15 protein-coding genes and 1 riboswitch are annotated in these 20,922 nt (G+C 43.7%); of the genes, 7 read left to right on the forward strand and 8 right to left on the reverse strand.

Going from position 1 to position 20,922, the window contains the following annotated elements:
• Positions 1-78: 78 nt before the first annotated feature.
• Together DSM107010_RS05140 and ahcY are read right to left on the reverse strand one after the other, a co-directional pair.
• Positions 79-678 (reverse strand): DedA family protein, encoded by a 600-nt coding sequence (locus DSM107010_RS05140; RefSeq protein ID WP_106166068.1) that lies wholly within the window; start codon positions 676-678, stop codon positions 79-81.
• A gap of 88 nt (positions 679-766) precedes the next feature.
• Entirely contained in the window at positions 767-2,044 is a 1,278-nt protein-coding gene (ahcY, locus tag DSM107010_RS05145) for an adenosylhomocysteinase (protein WP_106166069.1), read from the reverse strand.
• A gap of 444 nt (positions 2,045-2,488) precedes the next feature.
• On the opposite strand from ahcY, the gene DSM107010_RS05150 reads away from it, so the two are divergent.
• The 5 genes from DSM107010_RS05150 (at position 2,489) to DSM107010_RS05170 (ending at position 11,277) form a co-directional block, all read left to right on the forward strand.
• Positions 2,489-4,294: a mechanosensitive ion channel family protein gene (locus tag DSM107010_RS05150; RefSeq protein ID WP_106166073.1), complete on the forward strand. Its 1,806-nt coding sequence runs from the start codon at positions 2,489-2,491 to the stop codon at positions 4,292-4,294.
• A 155-nt stretch (positions 4,295-4,449) separates the two neighbouring features.
• A complete protein-coding gene (locus tag DSM107010_RS05155) occupies positions 4,450-4,992 on the forward strand; it encodes a universal stress protein (RefSeq protein WP_015154640.1) in 543 nt (180 codons plus the stop codon).
• Positions 4,993-5,264: 272 nt separating this feature from the next.
• A complete protein-coding gene (locus DSM107010_RS05160; RefSeq protein WP_127022496.1) occupies positions 5,265-9,317 on the forward strand; it encodes a response regulator in 4,053 nt (1,350 codons plus the stop codon).
• Between the two features lie 88 nt (positions 9,318-9,405).
• Positions 9,406-9,858, forward strand: coding sequence for a D-aminoacyl-tRNA deacylase (gene dtd / locus DSM107010_RS05165; RefSeq protein WP_106166070.1), 453 nt, complete (start codon positions 9,406-9,408; stop codon positions 9,856-9,858).
• Between the two features lie 42 nt (positions 9,859-9,900).
• Positions 9,901-11,277, forward strand: a complete 1,377-nt coding sequence (locus DSM107010_RS05170; RefSeq protein WP_127022499.1) for a hypothetical protein — start codon at positions 9,901-9,903, stop codon at positions 11,275-11,277.
• Between the two features lie 134 nt (positions 11,278-11,411).
• On the opposite strand, the gene DSM107010_RS05175 is transcribed toward DSM107010_RS05170, so the two are convergent.
• Both DSM107010_RS05175 and DSM107010_RS05180 read right to left on the reverse strand, forming a co-directional pair.
• Positions 11,412-12,797 carry a (Fe-S)-binding protein gene (locus DSM107010_RS05175; protein ID WP_015154636.1) on the reverse strand — a complete coding sequence of 462 codons (1,386 nt, stop codon included), beginning with the start codon at positions 12,795-12,797 and terminating at the stop codon, positions 11,412-11,414.
• A 78-nt stretch (positions 12,798-12,875) separates the two neighbouring features.
• The gene (locus tag DSM107010_RS05180) at positions 12,876-14,192 is read right to left on the reverse strand and encodes an FAD-binding oxidoreductase (protein WP_015154635.1); all 1,317 of its coding nucleotides are present in this window, start codon (positions 14,190-14,192) and stop codon (positions 12,876-12,878) included.
• Positions 14,193-14,305: 113 nt separating this feature from the next.
• On the opposite strand from DSM107010_RS05180, the gene DSM107010_RS05185 reads away from it, so the two are divergent.
• Positions 14,306-17,146 carry an ATP-binding protein gene (locus tag DSM107010_RS05185; protein ID WP_106166072.1) on the forward strand — a complete coding sequence of 947 codons (2,841 nt, stop codon included), beginning with the start codon at positions 14,306-14,308 and terminating at the stop codon, positions 17,144-17,146.
• Between the two features lie 83 nt (positions 17,147-17,229).
• On the opposite strand, the gene DSM107010_RS05190 is transcribed toward DSM107010_RS05185, so the two are convergent.
• The 3 genes from DSM107010_RS05190 to DSM107010_RS05200 form a co-directional block, all read right to left on the reverse strand.
• On the reverse strand, positions 17,230-17,832 hold the full coding sequence (locus DSM107010_RS05190) for a tetratricopeptide repeat protein (RefSeq protein WP_015154633.1): 603 nt from the start codon (positions 17,830-17,832) through the stop codon (positions 17,230-17,232).
• 91 nt (positions 17,833-17,923) lie between these two features.
• Positions 17,924-18,565, reverse strand: a complete 642-nt coding sequence (gene hpf, locus DSM107010_RS05195) for a ribosome hibernation-promoting factor, HPF/YfiA family (RefSeq protein ID WP_015154632.1) — start codon at positions 18,563-18,565, stop codon at positions 17,924-17,926.
• A gap of 245 nt (positions 18,566-18,810) precedes the next feature.
• Positions 18,811-19,089 carry a hypothetical protein gene (locus tag DSM107010_RS05200; protein WP_106171161.1) on the reverse strand — a complete coding sequence of 93 codons (279 nt, stop codon included), beginning with the start codon at positions 19,087-19,089 and terminating at the stop codon, positions 18,811-18,813.
• On the opposite strand from DSM107010_RS05200, the gene lipB reads away from it, so the two are divergent.
• Positions 19,088-19,813 carry a lipoyl(octanoyl) transferase LipB gene (gene lipB, locus DSM107010_RS05205; RefSeq protein ID WP_015154630.1) on the forward strand — a complete coding sequence of 242 codons (726 nt, stop codon included), beginning with the start codon at positions 19,088-19,090 and terminating at the stop codon, positions 19,811-19,813. The two genes, DSM107010_RS05200 and lipB, sit on opposite strands and share 2 nt — an antisense overlap.
• 82 nt (positions 19,814-19,895) lie before the next feature.
• Here lipB and DSM107010_RS05210 read toward each other — a convergent pair whose 3' ends face one another.
• The gene (locus tag DSM107010_RS05210; RefSeq protein WP_106171163.1) at positions 19,896-20,624 is read right to left on the reverse strand and encodes a pentapeptide repeat-containing protein; all 729 of its coding nucleotides are present in this window, start codon (positions 20,622-20,624) and stop codon (positions 19,896-19,898) included.
• A 198-nt stretch (positions 20,625-20,822) separates the two neighbouring features.
• Positions 20,823-20,918: riboswitch (TPP riboswitch) on the forward strand.
• Positions 20,919-20,922: the final 4 nt, after the last annotated feature.

The raw sequence follows: 20,922 nt of genomic DNA on the forward strand, positions 1-20,922 counted from the left end.
CAGATGTTCTTTAAATTATATGTATGGTGCGTTAATAATGCACCATACCTCTTAAGAAGCGATCGAAATGACAATAATTTACCGTCGCTGCCTCCGTCTGATAATTACAATTATTAAACCAATAACTAGAGCTGCAAGTACAATTTTAGAAACAGGTGCAAGGTATTCCTCTACTATTTGGTAGTGATCTCCCAAGATGTATCCAGCAGCAGTTAAAAGTCCTACCCACAATATCGTTCCGACAGTTGAGTAGATCAGGAACGGTACTACATGCATATCACCGATTCCGGCGGGAAGTGAAATCAAAGTGCGTACCCCAGGAACCATGCGACACAGAAGTACTGCTTTCACCCCATGCTTGTCAAACCAATGTTTCGATCTGTCAATATCTTTACCAGTAATAGTTATCCATTTACCGTATTTATCTGCCCAAAGCTTCAATCGTTCTTCGCCTAAGAATTTTCCTGCATAGTACCAAGGTAACGCCCCGATGACAGTTCCTATTACACCTGCCGCGATCGCCCCTACAATATTCAACTTACCTTGTGCTGCGGTAAAACCCGCCAATGGCATGATCAGTTCTGAAGGAATGGGAGGAAAAAGGTTTTCTAAAAACATCAACAATCCGATTCCCAAATAACCAAGGGAAGTCATGATATTTACAATCCATTCAGTCATTGAACTGCCTCGACAAGAACGTTGAATATGCAATAGGGTGGGCATTGCCCACCCTACATCCTAGATCCCTAAGAGAATCTCAGATCGATTATGTTCCAGAAGTCCAAGAATTGATGTATTCAACTTGTTCTGCTGTGAGAGTATCAACGCTGATACCCATTGCTTGCAATTTCAAACGAGCAATTTCTTGGTCAACTTCAACTGGGATGGAATGTAAGCCAGGGGCGAGTTTACCTTTGTTTTTTACTAGATATTCGCAAGCCATAGCTTGGTTAGCAAAACTCATATCCATGACAGCACTGGGGTGTCCTTCTGCTGCTGCCAAGTTTACCAGTCTGCCTTCACCGATGACGACAACTGACTTGCCGCTGTTGAGTTTGTACTGTTCGGTAAAAGGACGAACGTTTTTGACTTCTGCTGCTTTAGATTTTAAAGACTTAAGGTCAATTTCAATATCAAAGTGACCGGAGTTACAAACGATCGCGCCGTCTTTCATCACGTCGAAATGTTCGCTACGAATAACGTGCTTGTTACCTGTAACTGTGATGAAGATATCTCCTTGAGGTGCAGCTTCTGCCATTGGGAGGACGCGGAAACCATCCATTACTGCTTCAATTGCCTTAATTGGGTCGATTTCGGTCACGATGACATTAGCACCCATGCCACGCGCCCGTAGTGCCGTACCCTTACCGCACCAACCGTAACCAGCAACAATTACAGTCTTGCCAGCGAGCAGAATATTGGTAGCGCGAACGATCCCATCTAGGGTAGATTGACCCGTACCGTAACGATTATCAAAGAAATGCTTAGTATCGGCATCGTTTACATTCACTGCTGGGAATGTCAGTACGCCATCCTTTAACATCGCTTGCAAGCGAACGATACCCGTAGTGGTTTCTTCGGTTGTACCGATTAAGTCAGCGATTTGGTTTTGCCGCTCTTGAATTAAAGTTGCAACTACGTCACTGCCATCATCGATGATAATGTTGGGGCGATGATCGAGAGCGATTTGGACGTGTTTGTTATACGTGGCGTTGTCTTCCCCTTTGATGGCAAAGACAGGAATGCCATGATCTACAACTAAGCTAGCTGCTACATCATCTTGAGTAGACAGGGGGTTGCTAGCAATTAAAACGGCATCTGCACCACCAGCTTTGAGGGCGATCGCCAAGTGTGCTGTTTCTGTAGTGACATGACAACAAGCGACCAAGCGAATTCCGGCAAAAGGCTTTTCTTGGGCAAAGCGATCGCGGATCTGCCGTAACACTGGCATCTCGCGCCCAGCCCATTCAATCCGCTGCTTACCTAAGGTTGCTAGAGCAGGATCTTTGATTTCGTACTTTAGTTTATCGAGAGCAACCGTCATGTAGTTAATTCCTAAAGAGTTAATTTAGGTGGTCTTACTTAGCTTAACTGCATTTTTCTAGAAGGGGAATTATTACCTGAACATCTAGTACAGCACGTATACCCCTTGCAAAAATACCAGTCTAGACTATGAAGACCAGCTAACAGCCGTCAACCCATCAATAGCTGTTACGCGCAAAATTTACACTTATTTCATACTTTAGCGAACAAACTTTATGTTTTTTTAATCAGTGGCTAGTAAGTAGTGACTAGTGACTAGAAAAGAACCCAGCCAAAGCGCCACTATAGAGCATTTTGACTCTGCTGTTTTAGCAGCAGCTAGTGACAAGAATTGAGTTCAGTCACCAGCCACCAGCCACCAGCCACCAGCCACTCACTACTCACTTCCCAACAACCATCCTTCATCTAGTAATGTGTATAAGTGTGAAAAGTAGGAGGTGTGGACGTGCGCTCTCAAATTCAGGCGATCGCTAAACCAAAAAGCAGACGACGGCTAGTCATGTGTTTCACTTGTGGCATTTTGGGTTCAATCGTGCTGAATGCTTCAGTTATTGCCCCCACTCTAGCCAAGCCGACACAACCAGCGAATTTACAGCAATCGTTACCTATTCCAGGTTTACATTCACTCGATCTCCCAGGAATCGACAATTTTCTATCTGCTTACCAACCAACTCGCGATCGCAATAATCCTCAAAGACAGATCTATACTGACTGGATTACCTTAGATGGTCGTCGTTTGTTTCAGGTTACGGCATCTTCTAGGGAGGAGTTAGCTAAGCGGGTCAATGAGGTGCAGTCAAACTTAGAAAACATTAGCGAAGATTACTTTGCAAGCAATTCTGAGGAAGAACTGGAAGTCAGATCTCAACGCCAAACGATTACGGATGCAAATAGTCCCACGGGTGTGTCTCAAACTCCGCCAGCCATTTCGATTAATCAGCAGTATCTCTTCACTCCCACCGATTTAGATGCTGAGGTTCAAGGAAAAACTAGCGTGCAAAATTTGGCACGCGATTTAGTACAATCTCTGCCACAAGAGCTGAAAGCAGCAAAAGAGGAACGAAAACCTCAAGTTTTGATCCGCCGAGGTGCGATCGCCACTGGAATTTTTGTGGGTATCGTAGTAGCTAGCTGGGGAATTCGCCGCTGGCGCGATCGTTTAGATCGAGTCATACCAATTTCGACGACTCCCACAGATCCCTCAGAGTCAGTCACGACACAATTAACGCAGCAACAGCAAAATAACTTACGGGAAGTCAGGCGAAGAATATTTCAGCTATCTCAAACTGGCGTATGGGTTGGCGGAACGCTGGTAATTTTAGGGTTGTTCCCTTACACGCGGTTTATTCCAGTTTGGATTCTAGCGATACTCCAAATTCCAATCGTCAGAATTCCCGCCGTGATTGGACTTGTCTCAATTGGAGCCTATGTCGCCACTCGCGCCAGCTATGTTGCGATCGATCGCTTTACTCATGCACTGGCGAATAATGCCTTATTAGGCGCTCAAGACTATGTACGCTTGCAACTGCGGGTAATGACAATTTCTGGTGTTGCTAAAAGCGTGACCACTATTAGTATTGTCGCTTTGGGCTTACTACTTGTCCTTTCAACTCTGGGTGTAGATTTAGTTCCAGTGTTAGCTGGTGCGGGGCTACTTGGTGTAGCCATATCTCTAGCATCCCAAAGTTTAATTAAAGATGCGATCAATGGCTTTTTGATTATTGTAGAAGACCAGTACGCCGTAGGTGACGTAATTAACGTCGGTACTTTTGGCGGTTTGGTAGAAAATCTCAATCTGCGAATCACTCAGTTACGCGATGCTGAAGGTAGATTAATTACTATTCCCAATAGTGAAATTAAAATTGTGGCAAACCTTTCTAGTCGGTGGTCGCGTGCCGATTTAAGTATACCCGTTGCTTACAATGCCAACCTCGACCAAGCATTATTTTTAATTGAGGAGGTGGGTGTAGAAATGGATCGAGATCCCCAGTGGCGAGATCAAATTCTAGAAAGACCAGAAGTACTAGGAGTTGATAATTTTGGCGATCGCGGTTTAATTATTCGGGTTTGGATTAAAACCCAACCCCTCAAACAATGGGATGTAGCCAGAGAATATCGCCGTCGATTGAAAAAGGCTTTCGATATCGCCGATATTGCTATTCCCGTACCGCAACAAGCTGTCTGGGTACATACTCCTTCTGTTTTGCGATCGCACCTCGATACTAATGACACTTCTAAGGTTGGGAAGTAATTTTTGTGGAGAAGCGCCATAGCGCTTCTCTACCTATTTCCCATAACTGATAACTGATTCCTCACAATTTCCTCAAATTATTTTTATATATTGAACATTGACTCGATTCATCAATAATTACGAATTACGAATTACGAATTGCAAAGGCGGTTGTTATGTTCCAGAAAATTTTGGTTGCAGTAGATACGTCAAAAAGTAGCAAACAGGTGTTCGATACAGCTTTGTCTTTAGCTAAGGCAAACAACGCCAGCCTGATGTTGTTGCACGTAGTATCGGAAGAAGAACTTGGCAGCCCTACACCGATTTTACCGAGCTTGGAATACTATCCATCGGTGTATGAAAAAAATATGGAATTGTACCAACAGCAGCGAGAAGCGTTTACAAAACAAGGTCTGGACATGTTGCGATCGCGCCATCAAGAAGCAATGGCTGCTGGGCTCAACGTGGAATTTCGGCAACTATCAGGTAGTCCTGGGCGGCTGATTTGCGACTTTGCTTTGGCTTGGAAGGCAGATTTAATTGTTACCGGACGCAGGGGACGCAGGGGTTTATCTGAATTTTTTATGGGTAGTGTCAGCAATTACGTCTTGCATCACGCTTCTTGTTCTGTCTTAACGGTACAGTCCCCAGCGCAGCCAGCAGAGAAACTACAGTCGGCTGAACGTGAAGTATCACTCGGATACAAGTCTAGCAATTGAAAATCGCGGCAAGGTTTGTATAGTGGAAACATTGTGGTGAGGCGGTTTCCGCGCCCTGTAGCAACTGGCGAGTCATTTCCGATCGCTAAGGTTTTGATATATTAGGCGATCGGCTTTTCCCATGTAACAAATTCTTGCTACTTGTAAACTTAAGCGATTCCTATAAAGTAGCTTGATTAAAGATCGGCTTGATAGCAATTTTTGGATTGCATTTCCTCTGTATTTTGCTCGTTAATTGCTATCTTCTATCGCCAGGGAAAAGCTAGTTAGCAATGAAAATCTTAGTTGTAGAAGATGACGAGTTAGTCGCCCATGCACTAACTGCCGTTCTCACCAACCACAACTATGCAGTTGAGGTTGCTGTCGATGGTCTTGCTGCTTGGGATTTAGTCCAAGCTTTCGACTATGACTTAATCGTACTGGATGTCGTCATACCTAAACTGGATGGCATTAGTCTCTGCCGTCAAATCAGAGCTAAAGGTTTGTCAATGCCAATTTTATTGTTAACTGGTCGAGATAGCAGCCATGAGAAGGCAATTGGATTAGATGCGGGTGCAGATGACTACTTAATTAAACCTTTTGATGAAGAAGAGTTAGTTGCAAGGGTACGAGCGCTATTGCGTCGTAGCGGTTTAGTTTCCCCGCCAGTACTAAAGTGGGGCGACTTGCAATTAGATCCGAGTAGTTGTGAGGCAACCTATCGTCAAAAGCATTTGTCATTAACTCCCAAGGAATACGCACTTTTAGAGCTGTTTTTACGTAACAGTCGCCGCGTTTTTAGTTGCGGCACGATCTTGGAACATCTCTGGTCTTATGAAGACCTTCCCAGCGAAGAAGCCGTGCGAACTCATATTAAAGGATTGCGGCAAAAACTCAAAGCCGCAGGAGCTAATAGCGATCTGCTTGAAACTGTCTACGGCATTGGGTATCGTCTCAAGCCTTTGGAGAAGAGAGCTGAGGGGGCTGAGGAAGCTGAGGGAGCTGAGGGGCAGAGGAGCAGGGGAGCAAGACAAGTCACAAGTCACAAGTCACTCCTCATTCCGAATTCCGAATTCCGAATTCTCCCCACTCACCACTCAACACTATCGGCAGTTGCAGGAATTTGGCATAAATTTAAGCCTAGGATTGCAGAACAGATTGGCGTGTTGGAGCAAGCATCTGCTGCTGTCAGCGCAAATAATGCCTTGTCTCCAGAACTGCTCGAATCAGCACGAAAAGAAGCGCATACCCTAGCAGGATCGTTAGGAACTTTCGGCTTGGCGCAAGGATCGAAACTGGCAAAAGAAATTGAGCAGATGCTAAAAGGCGATCGCGCTGTCTTGCTATCTGAGGCAACAAATTTTTGCCGTCTAGTGTTGGCTCTGCGTCAAGAAATTGAGCAGAAAGGAGAAGCAGGTAAGCCACAAGCAGATTCAGAGCAACCATTGCTACTGATAGTCAATCGCGAACGCTCGATCGCCCAACAGTTAACCGCAGCAGCTACAGACAGAGGATTTAGGGTCGCGATCGCTAATAACCTCGATACTGCTAGAAACAAGCTTTACCAAGAGCATCCCAGTATTGTTCTGCTCGATCCTGATATCTGTTCGCGTCATGAAGAGAGTTTGAGCTTGCTAGCGGAACTGAAGCAGCGTCAGCCACCCGTACCAGTGCTAGTTTTGACCGAGCAAACAGACTTGAGCCATCGGCTGCAAATTGCTCGTAGTGGTGGATGCACCTTTTTGCAAAAGCCTATGCCTGCCGCACAAGTACTAGATGCAGTGGCGCAAGCATTAGAAAATGCACCCCATGCAGAAGCTCATCTACTTGTTGTGGACGACGATCCAAAAATCCTCGCAGTGTTACCAGCATTGCTCAATCCTTGGGGATTGAAAGTGACAACTTTAGAAGATCCGCGTCGGTTCTGGGAAACTTTAGAAGCCACTGCACCGGATCTGTTGATCCTAGATGTGGAAATGCCCTATGTCAATGGCATCGACCTATGCCAGGTGGTACGTAACGAGCCGCGCTGGAGCGATCTACCAATTTTATTTTTGACAGTCCATCACGATGCCGACATTGTAGATCGGGTTTTTAGTGCTGGTGCAGATGATTTTGTGAGTAAGCCGATCGTGGGTTCCGAACTCGTGACTCGGATCGTCAATCGCTTAGAGCGGATAAAACTACTACACCGGATTAACCAAGTCAGAGCAACGAACAATGTCGAAAGCGAAAATCGCTGCAAGCTGAACGAGCAACTCCAATCAGAGTTAAACGAGCGCCAGCGCACCCAAGCAGCATTACAAAATTCTCAAGCCTTATTTGCCGGAATCGTCGCAATAGCCGATGACGCGATTATTTCAATCGATAGCAATCAACGCATCACCTTGTTTAACTCTGGAGCCGAGAGAATATTCGGCTACTCAGCAGCAGAAGCGATCGGACAACCGCTCGACTTGTTACTACCAATGCGTTTTGCTACCGCACATCGTCAGCACGTAGATGAATTCGGTCAATCCCCAAATTCAGCTCGCCGGATGGGAGAACGACGCGAAATTTACGGTTGCCGCAAGGATGGGACTGAATTTCCTGCCGAGGCGAGTATCTCCAAGTTAAATTTGGGAGGAAAAACAGTATATACGGTTTACTTGCATGATGTGAGCGATCGCAAGCAAATCGAGCGGATGAAAGATGAGTTTATTTCCGTCGTCAGTCACGAACTCCGCACGCCTTTAACGTCGATTCATGGTTCTTTAGGAATGCTGGCTAGTGGTTTACTCCAGCCAGACTCACCGCAGGGACAACGCTTATTGCAAATTGCCACCGATAGCACCGAACGCCTAGTACGTTTGATCAACGACATTCTCGATATCGAGCGGATCGAGTCGGGTAAGGTGAAGATGGAAAAAGAAAGCTGCGATGTTACCGAGTTGATAACTGAAGCAGTGAACGTGATGCAGCCTCTCGCCGACAAAGCTGGAATTACCTTATCTGTTTCTAGCCTACCGATCCAGGTATGGGCAGATCCAGACCGCATCGTGCAAACTCTCACCAATCTACTTTCTAACGCAATTAAATTCTCGCCTAGTGGTAGTACGGTTTGGTTGAGTGTGGAATTAGGAGCGAGGAGCGAGGAGCGAGGAGCGAGAGAAACTGAAGTAGAGAGAACTGGAAGAGCTGGGAACACAGGGGAAGACATCCAAAATCCAAAATTCAAAATCCAAAATTCAAACTTCTCCGATCCCCTCGCTCCTTGCTCCTCACTCCTCACCCCTCATATCACATTCCAAGTGAAAGACACTGGACGCGGTATTCCAGCCGACAAACTCGATAGTATATTTGAACGATTTCAACAAGTTGACTCAACAGATTCCCGCAAGTATGATGGCACAGGTTTAGGCTTGGCAATTTGCCGCAGTATCGTACAACAGCATGACGGACACATTTGGGTTGAAAGCGTTCTGGGTGAAGGCAGTACTTTTTACTTTACGCTGCCTATCCTACAAGCTAAGTCTAGTCGCGAGGCAGATAACTCTTTAACTTTAACTCCTCCCTCACTCCTTACTCCTGACTCGTCTCCCCTCATACTTATCTGTGACGACGATCCTCATGTTGGGACTGAACTACAAACCTTGCTTGAGCATAAAGGCTATCGCACGGTCGTCGTGCATTCTGGACAAGAAGCGATCGCCTCTACTGCTACCCTACATCCTGATGCAATTTTACTAGATTTGCTGATGCCAAAAATGAATGGCTGGGAGGTGATGGCAAAGCTGAAAGAGCGATCGGATACGAAAGACATTCCCATCGTCATTTGTAGTATTTGCGCTCCTAGTCAGAGTCCGCTCAGTCAAAATTCGAGCGCTTGGGTGAGTAAGCCAGTTGATGAAAACTCGCTGTTTGACTCTCTCAAGCTAGCTCTGGCTAAAAACGCTCGACCAGTCCGGGTATTGCTGGTTGAGGATGATGCCGAGTTAGCCGAACTTTTGCTCGCACTGCTTAAAAGTCATAATATTGAAACTTTTCTTGCCAAAAATGGACGCGAGGCAATTCGTTTAAGTCAAGAAATCAAACCCGATCTACTGATTCTCGATCTAATTTTGCCTCAAGTGGATGGATTTGGTGTCGTTGAGTGGCTGCATCAACACGATCGCCTTTACAGTATTCCTTTAGTCGTCTATTCTGCCAAAGACCTCGACCAGTCGGAGCGAAATCGGCTCAAGCTAGGACATACGGAGTTTCTGACCAAAGGACGAGTCTCTCCTCAAGAATTCGAGCAAAGGGTATTGGAGTTAATCGGACAAATGACTCAAAGCAAACCGCACGACGCTAGCAACGACAAATAAGAAATTTTTGGTGCTGGAAAAGCGATCGCCATTGGCATATTTGGTAATAGTAATATGGCGATCGCTCTTTACTCTCTATTTCGTCACTATGCGCGTCATCATTCAGCGAGTTAAATCTTCTTACGTCACCGTTGGCGAACAAACTATTGGCAAAATTGGACGGGGTTTAAACTTGCTGGTGGGAATTGCCGATACTGATACGGAAGCAGAACTGGACTGGATGGCGCGTAAATGTTTGGAATTGCGTCTATTTGGTGCTGAGGAAGGGAACGATCGCTGGCAAAAATCCGTCACAGAAATCGATGGCGAACTCTTAGTTGTCAGTCAGTTTACTCTGTATGGCGATTGTCGTAAAGGTCGCCGCCCTTCCTTCGACCGCTCGGCTGCACCAGAAGCAGCGAAAAACCTATACAATCTGTTTGTGGAAAAGCTACGCGACAGTGGTTTAAAAGTAGAAACGGGAGAGTTTGGCGCGATGATGCATGTTTTTATTGATAATGATGGTCCCGTGACTTTGCTACTAGAGCGAGAAGCCATATAAAAAATTCAAAAGTCAAAATTCAAAAGTCAAAATTATTGATTCATGATGTTAAATAAAGTTATCGTGAAAAGAATGCAGATATTTTTTGCATTCTTATTTTTGTTTGCAATTTTAACAAAATTAGAGACTAATTCTTGGAACGATGCTTCCAGAATGGCAACGATTGAGTCACTGGTGGACTTTCACACTTTTAGTATCGATCGCTCTACTTATATCTGGACTGGCGATAAATATTTCTATCAAAATCATTTTTATTCTGACAAGCCACCAATTATGGCTTTGTATAGTTCGGTATTTTATTTATTTCTAAAATCTGTCTTTAACCTGACTATTGCCACACATCAATCTGTGACCTACTTTTTGTTAACAGTACTAATTATGGGCGTTATGTCCAGCTTAGGACTAGTTTGCTTGTACGAGATTTTTAAATTCTTTCGGATTGACGAGCAGTGGACAAATATTGTGCTGCTTCTGGCGGGGGCGGGAACGCTAGTTCTACCATATTCAATTGTTTTTAACAATCATGCTTTTAGTGGCAGTCTTTTACTCTTCAGCTTTTACTTTTTATTACTCAGACGACACGAAGTAAGAAATGCCGCGATCGCCGGATTTTTTATTGCTTTTGCTGGCAGCACTGATATTACAATGTTCGCCTTAATTCCGTTGTATTCTATTTTGTTATTTAATCAGTGTCATCGAGCTAAGCTTTCTTTCGTTTTGGCTTGTATTCCGATGATATTACTTTATATATGGTTGAATTTTTATACTTCTGGCAGTATCATTCCTCCAGCAATGAATGCTAAGTTATGGGACTATCCGGGGTCTTATTTTGGTGCAGGTAATCTTTCAGGATTGGTAGGACACGATTTACAAAGTTTAGCTATTTATGCTTTTCATATGCTTTTTGGTAGTAGAGGTCTGCTATCCTATACCCCAATTTTATTATTTGCAATTTATGGCTGGAGTAGAGCGATAATGCAACCAGGTTTTAAATATAAAAAAGAGTATTTATTCATTGCTGCGATTTGTTTAGCTTACGTGATGTTTTATATTTTTCGTAGCAATAACTATAGCGGTCATAGTTATGGAGTCAGATGGTTCGCTTCAATTATGTTATTAGCGTGCGTGCCGTTAACTCACGTTCTCGAACCCATCCAAAAATCAAAGCTGCTGCGAGGAATTTTTCTAGCGATCGCCTCAGTTTCAATTCTAATTTCCTTAGTAGGTACGATCGCACCATTTGGGGGAATTAATGTCAACGGTTACAGTTCATTTTTTCTGAATCTAGAACTGTGGCAGAAACAACTGTTATGGGACAAAGTAAAAGTTATCGCAGCTGCGATCTCGGTATACGCAACATTCGCTTGGTTTTGGAGACAGTTTAAGACAAACTTGGGTAGGCGATCGCCATCTCTGTAGCGGCAGGTTCGCAACAATTTGTATTGTTTGATTTAAATATATCGGTAAATCCGTTTTGGCGATCGGGCGGGTTTATCAAACATGTTTGTGATTTGCCGATCGAATCGACAAACCCGCCCCTACAAATGCACTGGTCACTGGTTACTGGTCACTGATAACTGTATTCCCCGGATTGCCAAATCTAACAATTCTATCGGATGCATGACCGAAATCTTTTTCTCTTGTAATTTCAAATGCTTGCTTATTTGCAGGGTACAACCAGGATTGGCAGATGCGATCAAATTCGCACCTGTATTTAATAAATTTTGGACTTTTTGCTGACCTAATTCATCGGCAACATCTGGTTGCAACATATTGTAAACTCCAGCGCTGCCACAACACAAAGCTGCGTCGATTGGTTCGCGCAACTGCACTCCTGGGATTTGTCGCAACAACTGACGGGGTTGGACGCTAATTTTTTGCCCGTGCAATAAATGACAAGCATCCTGATAAACCAGAGTTAAAGGTTTTTCAGATAAGGGTGAAAGTTTTGTCGTTAAGCCGACAGTAGCGAGAAACTCTTGTACGTCCTTGACATTGGCTGCAAATGCTTGTGCTTTTTCCCGATATTCTGGATCGTCTTGCAATAAGTGTCCGTACTCTTTCAAAGTATGACCGCAGCCAGCAGCGTTAATAATGACCGCATCTACGCCTGTATCGGCAAAAGCATCTATCATCTGTCTGGCTAGTGCTTTCGCCTGTTCTTCTTGTCCCTGGTGATGGGGTAGCGCCGCACAGCAACCTTGAGATTTGGGGATGACGACTTCACAGCCATTTGCTGTTAATACCCTGACAGTAGCTTCATTAATGGGAGAGAAAAATAGCCGTTGGACGCAACCTAAAATTACTCCTACCCGATAGCGCTTTTCTCCCTGTGCTGGAATTATCGTAGGCAAATCGTCCCGAAAAGATTTCAGCGTAATTTTAGGCAATATCGATTCCATCGCCGCCAATCTAGGAGAAATGTATTTCAAGATTTTGGTAGCGCGGACGAGTTTTTGCACGCCTAACAATTGATACAAAAATAAAGGCACTAGCATCCACCGCAGGCGATGGGGATAGGGGAAGAAGGAGAAAATAAGCTTTCTGTAGAGGCGATCGCCTAAACTACGAGGATAGTTGCGTTCTACTTGGGGACGAGTGGCAGAAATTAATTTGTCATACTGCACCCCTGAAGGACAAGTGGTGACGCAAGCAAGGCATCCCAAACAAGAATCAAAGTGTTCTACTGTAGCGGTATTGAGAGCAATTTCGCCTTCGTTAATTGCGTCCATCAGGTAGATTCTACCTCTAGGCGAATCCATCTCTTTGCCAATGACGCGATAACTAGGACAAGTAGATAGGCAAAAGCCGCAGTGAACGCAGGTATCGATGAGTTTCGGATCGGGGGGATGTTGTGAATCGAACCCTTTTAAATTCTTAATCGACCCCGTTTCTGGATCTATTAAATGATTATTTAAAGGATTTTCTGAAGTTTGCATAGTGGTTGATGGTTGATAGTTGATAGTTGATGGTTGATAGCGATCGACAATTAACTATCAACAATTAACTAATGTTTATTAAATCTCGCCGACAAACCTTTGCGGACTCAAAACATTTTTTGGATCGAACTGTTGTTTTATGCGTCGCATTAAATCTAAAGCATTGCCTCGATAACCCCAGACATCAAGCTGCTGCTTAAATACTGCTGGGGCTTCTAAAACAGACAAATAACCTCCTTGATTTTGGCAGTGAGTTCTCATACTTAAAACCGTGTTTGCCTTGACACTAGTGTTGTCAAATCTGATAACTCCCAAACCGCTACCAACATGGATTGTACCGATCGCCGATTCTGGAGCAACCCGATCTAAATAGAGCAAAGTTGCAACAGCAGTTGCTGGTAATACTCCTATTTTGCAAGTAACTGCTTGCATTGGTTGAGGAGAACGTATTTGTACTTGTAATTGTTGCCATAAGTCAGCTTCGTCCGCATCTGAGTAGGTGGTGCTTTGCAATCCCAATTGTTGTCCCATTTCTACTAGCCGTGCGGTTTGTTCTCGGACGCTAGCACTCAGGCTTTGAAAGCGAACCATTAATCCTAGTCCTTGACCTATTCCTATGGTAGTGACTAGATGAGAAGATAGCAGGTCGGCTTGGGTGGGAGTTAACGCCGAACTCCTGATTTTAGATGTCGCTTGGGCGATCGCCTCAGCCGTGCCTGTCAGCGTCACCGTCCCGGATGCGGGTGGTAGGGGGTAAACCCGTAGTGTTACCTGGGCGATCGCGCCTAGCGTGCCGTAAGAACCTGTAAATAGCTTCATTAAGTCGTAGCCAGCGACGTTTTTCACGACTCGTCCCCCAGCTTTGGCAATTTCTCCATCAGCACGGACAAAGGAAATACCTAGTAGTTGATCGCGCACGCCGCCGTAACGTTGTCGGAGTGAATTGGTATCAGCCGTGGCGACAATGCCCCCGATTGTAGCTGATTCTGGTGCGGTGGGGTCGAGGGCAAGAAATTGTCCTGTAGGGGCTAACACTGCTTGTAGATCGGCAAATTTCATCCCCGCTTCTACAGTTACGGTTAAATCTCCGACAGCGTGTTGGATGAGTCGGTTTAGGCGTGCGGTACTGACAAGCACTTGGATATTTTTTGCCAGTCCTCCCCAGCTGAGTTTTGTACCGCTGCCATAGACTAAAATTCGCCAGTTGTTGCTGTCGGTATATGCCATGACTGCTGCTAGTTCGGCTGGCGTTTGGGGATAGACAATGCAGCTAGGTGCGATATTGGAGGCGATCGCCCCCTGGATGTGTTCTTGTCGCATCGCATCTATATCTTCCCATTCCAAGACAGATTCTGGGCTGACAATAGCTGCAAGTTGGGTCGCGATCGCTTTCATCAGTAATTTTACTCATCCTGAAAATTTCGGAACTGGACTAATCTAACAACAGTGGTTTTGCTCGTAATCTCTACGAGGCGATGCTAAAAAGCCGCAGTAACTAAAAGTTAACCATGTTACTACCCCCAATTCCTAGACGCTCGTGGTTGCCAATGGCGATTTTGCTATTGGCAGGGTATGCAGGTAATTATTTCAGCTTGCCGCTCTTTTTTGGCGTAGATTTTTTGTTTGGTAGTATTTCTGTTTTATTAGTAGTGCGCTTTTTCGGTATTCGCTGGGGAACAATTGCCGCAGCGATCGCCTCCGTACACACTTTCTTTCTCTGGAATCATCCCTACGCCGCGATCGTTTTGATTGGCGAAGCATTATTTATTGGTTTACTGTGGCGCAACCAAAGACAAAGTTTGGTGCTATTAGATGTCATTTACTGGCTGGTGTTGGGTATCCCGTTGGTGTGGCTGTTTTATTCCCGCTTGTTACACGTCGATTCGGCTCAAACTTGGTTAGTGGTGTTGAAACAGTCTGTCAATGGCATTTTTAACTCTATTATCGCTAGCTTGGCAATTAATTACTTACCTATTTCTAGATGGGTGAGTCGTGCCCAAGTCAGGCATACTCCATCCATGCGACAGGTTTTGTTATCTCTTTGTGCGACTTCCTGTTTTTTACCTGCACTAATTTTAGTTGTTTTAGATTGCAATTTGGTTTCCCAACAGATCCACAACACAATTCAAGTTGAACTTAAAGATACTGCTCAAGAGGTGATAGCTGGTTTGGCAGATCGCCAGCGCGAATATTTAAATGTTTTATCTCAACTCGGTCAATTAGCTACTAATAATACGACCGCTAACGCGCCTTCAACGCAATTACAGCACAGCCTGGAGTTGCTACAGCAAGTTTATCCCGAATTAATTCTATTACAAGTTATTAATGCTACCGATACTATTGTTGCCTCTGCACCCCAAATCGATCCAGCCTTAACTTCACCTGGCAAATTAGATGCACAGCACATAAAGACTTTAAAGCAGATCGAAACTAGTCTCAAACCCACTATAGGCAACGTCCACATCCATCCGAATGAACGAATTCCCCAAATCGATATTGGCGTACCGATACTAACTAACAATCGCTTATCTGGTGTAGTATACGCTCACCTCAACCTCTCCTATTTAGAGAACTTTTTGCGATCGCAGCTTTCTCACAGAGTTCACCAAATTATTCTTCTCGACTCTCATAATCAGATCGTTGCCAGTAGCGATTCTAAATTACAACTAATGCAAAATTTCGATCGCCTGCGTGGGGGAGAAATGCGATCGCTGAGTCAAAAGACAGCCAGTGGAAATATATATTTTGAAAATACATACCTATGGTTACCACCTAAAGGCAAACTTCCGGCGATGGTACGCTGGCGACGCTCTCTATATGTTAAAGAACAGCCGCTGAACGATCGTTCTCAATGGAAACTTATTTTAGAAATTCCGGCTGCACCTTATATCGACCACCTACAGCAAACTTATATTAACGACCTTACTTTCATGCTAGTTACGGTATTGATTGTTTTAATTGGCGGCATACTACTCAGCCGTAAATTAGCAAATCCATTAACCCAGTTAGCTACTGTAACTACAGATTTATCCTCCCAATTGCCAGAAAATAACTTGATGCAATTTCCTACTAGTCAGGTAGTAGAAATTAATTCGTTGATTGGGAATTTTCAGTTCATGACGGTGGCTTTAAATGAAAAGTTTCAAGAAGTGCAGGCAGCAAACGAATCTCTACAACAAAGAGTCCAAGAGCGTACCAAAGAACTATTGCGAACTAATCGAAAATTAGAGCGTGAAATTAACGAGCGTCAGCAAGCTGATGCGGCTCTCCGAGAGAGTGAAGAACGCTATAGAGATTTATTTGAAAATGCTAGCGATTTAATTCAAAGTGTTACACCAGACGGTCATTTAGTATATGTAAATCGAGCCTGGAAAGAAACTTTAGATTATAGTGAAGATGAAATTTCTCGTTTGAGAATTTTTGATGTTATTCATCCCGATAATTTAGAGCATTGCCAGAAAACTTTTCGGGAAGTCATGTCAGGAAAACAGATTTCGGAAATAGAAACGGCATTTATAACTAAACAAGGTGAGAAAGTTTGGGTTGCAGGTAGTATTAATTGTAAAATTATCAATGGTAAGCCAATCGCTACCCGTGGTATATTTCGCAATATCACAGAACGAAAGTTAGCCGAAGCTGAGATGATTTACGCTTTAGAAAAAGAGAAACAGTTAGTAGAACTGAAATCGCGATTTATTACTACAGCATCTCACGAATTTCGGACTCCGCTAACAACAATTCTAATGTCAGCTAAGCTACTCGAACAATTTGGCGATCGCGCTTCAGAAGATAAAAAACGCATGTATCTCGATCGAATTCAAATTGCTACCAAACGCATGACACAATTGTTAGATGATGTTTTACTGATTGGTAAAGCTGAAGCCGAAAAACTCGAATTCAATCCCACACCAGTACCCTTAGAACAATTTTGCCATGACTTAGTAGAAGAAATGCGGATGAGTGCTAGTAGCAAACACTCAATTATTTTTACCAGTCAAGCACAACCGATAACTGCTAATGTCGATGAAAAATTGCTCCGTTATATTTTGAGTAACTTACTTTCCAATGCAATTAAATACTCGCCTAAAGGCGGTGACATCGATTTAAGCTTATTTATTGAAGCCAGAAAAGCTACTTTCTCCATCCGCGATCGAGGAATTGGTATTCCGGCTCAAGATATAGAACAACTCTTCCATTCTTTTCATCGTGGTAGTAACGTAGAAAATATCTCTGGTACGGGCTTGGGAATGTCTATTGTCAAACAGTGTGTAGACTTGCACAGCGGCGAAATTAGCGTCACTAGTGAAGTTGGAATAGGAACGACTTTTGTTGTGACTCTGCCAATATAATCAGTTATCGGTAACTAGTCGCTAGTGACTAGTTACTGAAATTGAATCTAGCCACTAGCCACTAGCCACTCACCAACTACCCATTACTTTTCCATCTGTTGCAAAATCTGCTCTACATAACTTATGCCTGTTGAGTTGTTTTGTGTGGAGTAGAGATCTTTGGCTTTATGCAAAGATGCTTGTGCTTCGGGCAAATTTCCTTGGCTCCAAAATGCTACACCGAGGTTTTGGTAAGAGGTTGGATCGTTGGGTTTGAGTTGAATTGCTTGTCGAAAAGCAGCGATCGCTTCTGCAAATTTGCCTTGACTACCGAGGGCGATTCCTAAATTATTGTAGGTTTCAAAATTACGCGGATTGATGGCAAGAGCATGTTTGAAGGCGTTTTCTGCTTGGATGTACTGTTGCTGATTGCCAAAAGCAAGCCCTAAATTATTGTGAGCGTTTTCGTACTGAGGATAAATTTCAATTGCTTGATTGAAAGCCGCGATCGCTTCTGAGAATTTTCCTTGTTCGGCTAACTCTACGCCTCGATTGTTGTGCGTTGCTGCTACCTGTAGGTTTTCTTGCGGTTTGATTTGCCTTGGTAACGTTTCTATAGCATAACTAGGTTGCATCCCTAGCATCAGTATGCTGACACCGACAAATGCAGCTCGGAATTTTGTCAAGAAAGCCTGTGGTACTCTCATCGCTACCTTCCTAGCAACTTCTCGCCAATTCCATTGTAGGCTTAGACAGTTATCAGTGTAGAGACGTTACGTGTAACGTCTCTACTTGTTGTTACTTAGAAACCTGTGGCTTTTCTACCGAAGTTTGGGCTTTACCGTTCTTAGCATTACCGTGCGTGTGTCCGTTGCCGTTGCGGGGTTGAATTACGCCATATCCACCATGATTGCGTTCGTAAATGACGTTTATTTCTCCAGTTTCGGCATTGCGGAACATATAAAAATCGTGATCGACGAGTTGTAGTTGTTCTAGGGCTTCATTCAGTGTCATTGGTGGCATGGCGAAGTATTTCGTGCGGACGACTTCGCTAGGTAATTCGGGAGTGCGATCGCCAATCAAATCATTAACAACGGGTGGTTCTACTGCCTCTAAGCTAGTTTTTGGCTGAGTTTTCTTGTCTTGCAATTTTTCTTTATACTTGCGTAGCTGTCGGGCAATTTTATCGGCGACTAGATCGATGCTGGCGTATAAGTTCTCGCTACTTTCCTCTGCCCGAATTACAGTTCCGTTGGCGTAAATTGTGACTTCCGCTGCTTGTTTTGGGTTGATCCTGGGATTGCGGGCTACTGACAAATGAACATCTACTTCAGTGGTTAGAGTTTGAAAATGATTGACTGCCTTTTCTATTTTCTGATTCACGTACTCGCGAATGGCATCGGTGATTTCGATGTTTTTGCCATGGATCACAAGCTTCATATTTAATTCTCCCGATGGATACGAACCAAATTTGTGTTAGGTTAAATACAAAGCAGCAACAATTTGCTGTCAGTGTCTACTTACTAAAAGCCCGAATTCTGGTGTTTTAAGTACTCCAGAAATCAATCGATTGGTGCGCTTTTTGTCACCATTTCACCACGCTTTAGTTTATCAACTTCGCTATTTTGCGATGAAAATTTACCAGTCGCACTTCCTGACGAAAAGGGTTTGTTCCTGCTAATAAACTACAGGTATTTCCCAGTTGGAGGGCGATCTGGGATTTTTCCTAGTAGAATCTCGACTTTCACATCGAGTCTGGCGTGGTGGTAAAGCCTTCCTCCCTGCTGTGTTTGTGTTTCTACTTTCAAGTTAGCACTTTGTATTCTGGAAAACAGAGAGGTTTTAGTTCTTTTTAATATCCTTCGCATTCCTTGACATTTCTTGATGTAGTCAATCGCAAATGCAATAAAATTTGGTAAAAAATACGCTTGAACTTTTTTGCGATCGCTTGTAATCATCTCCATGAAACGCCATCAATGCTATCTTTATAATTACGGACTCGTCTGTTATGCTGAGGCTTGGAATTGGCAAAAACATCTGTTGCAACAGCGCCGCCAAGATCCCGATTTACCTGATGTCTTAATTTTGCTAGAACACCCGCCAGTCTACACTTTAGGACACGGAGCTAGTTTAGATTTTCTGCAATTCGACCTTGACAAAAGTGCAGAAAAAGTATATAGGATAGAAAGAGGTGGAGAGGTAACTTATCACTGTCCCGGTCAACTGGTAGGCTACCCGATTTTAAATCTGCAATTCCACCACAAAGATTTGCACTGGTATTTGCGGCAGCTAGAAGAAGTCTTAATTCGCGTGTTAGCGGTTTACGGGTTGCAGGGCGATCGCGTCCCTGGTTTAACTGGGGTATGGTTGGAAGGATATAAAGTCGCCGCGATCGGGATTAAAGTCAGTCGCTGGGTGACAATGCATGGTTTTGCTTTAAATGTCTGTCCCGATATGGCAGGTTTCAGTAAAATTGTCCCCTGCGGGATTGCCGATAAACCCGTGGGTAGTTTAGCTCAATGGATACCAGATATTCAACTAGAGCAGGTGAAATTGCAAGTTGCGCGATCGTTTGCAGAGGTATTTGAAGTAGATTTAGTAGAGCAAAAAGGATTGGAAGAAGATATAGATCGATACAGTTTGGTTAAAAACGATAGATCCTCAAAGATTCCCCCTAGCCTGCCTTGAGAAGGGGGGAACAATGCCCCCCTTTTTAAGGGGGGTTGGGGGGATCGAGATCTGAATCTTCAATTGGGTAACTCCCAATCACCTAATCATTTCTCATACCATCAGGTAAATAAACACCTTTAAGATCTGCACCGCGCAGATTAGTTCCTACTAATTTTGCCCCTTGCAAATTTGCATCTTGTAGAGAAGCATTTCGTAAATCGGCATTTCTTAAGTTTGTATTTCCCAAATAAGCATCATCTAGTACAGCATCTCGGAGAATCGCCCGTTGAAAATTAGCATCTTGAAGATTAGCATTTTCTAATATTGCGAGTTGCAAATCGGCATCTCGAAAATTAACGCCCCTGAGATAAGCAGTGTCTAGTTTTGCACCTCGAAGACTGCTACCCTCTAGATTGGCATTTTCCAGATTTACTTTTTCTAAGTTGGCATTATTCAAGTTAGCATTGTCTAAATCGACAGATCTCAGGTAAGAATTTTCTAATTTCGCACCTTGAAGATTGCTACTTGCTAAATTAGCATTTTCTAAATTTGTATTTTCTAAGTCAGCATTTTCTAAGTTGGCATAACTAAGATCGGCATTTCTCATATTTGCACCTCTCAGTTTTGCACCCCTCAATTTTGCACCTTGAAGCTCGGCATTTTCTAGGTTACATCCTTCACATTCATTAGTAGATAGTAACTGTTCGATCGCGCTATTTTGTTGCTTAACTAATTGAACGCTGCGATCGCTCGATCGGATGCTGGGATTGTAGGGTGCGATCGGTGGATCGTTCGCGTAAGCCAGTAAACTTAGTATAGGAGCTAACATCGCGTATAAAATCCTGAAGCGATCGGTTATTAATTTTTAGTCTAATCTTTTCGGAAATAGACAGTATATTTTTCCCGCCACATCTTATTTTTACGAGCTTTCGCCTTACTCCAACAATCATTTAGCTTGCATACATAGAAAAAATTAATTAACTCAAAAATTAACAAACTGCGGCTGGGTAGAAGTGATACAATCGACAACCATAGCTAGGGGTGTCTGGGAAACCAGGCTGAGACAGTCCCTTAGAACCTGAGACTGGGTAATACCAGCGGAGGGAAGCTGTTTATGCGAGGAACTC

Source organism: Chroococcidiopsis cubana SAG 39.79 (assembly GCF_003991895.1).
GTDB lineage: Bacteria > Cyanobacteriota > Cyanobacteriia > Cyanobacteriales > Chroococcidiopsidaceae > Chroococcidiopsis > Chroococcidiopsis thermalis.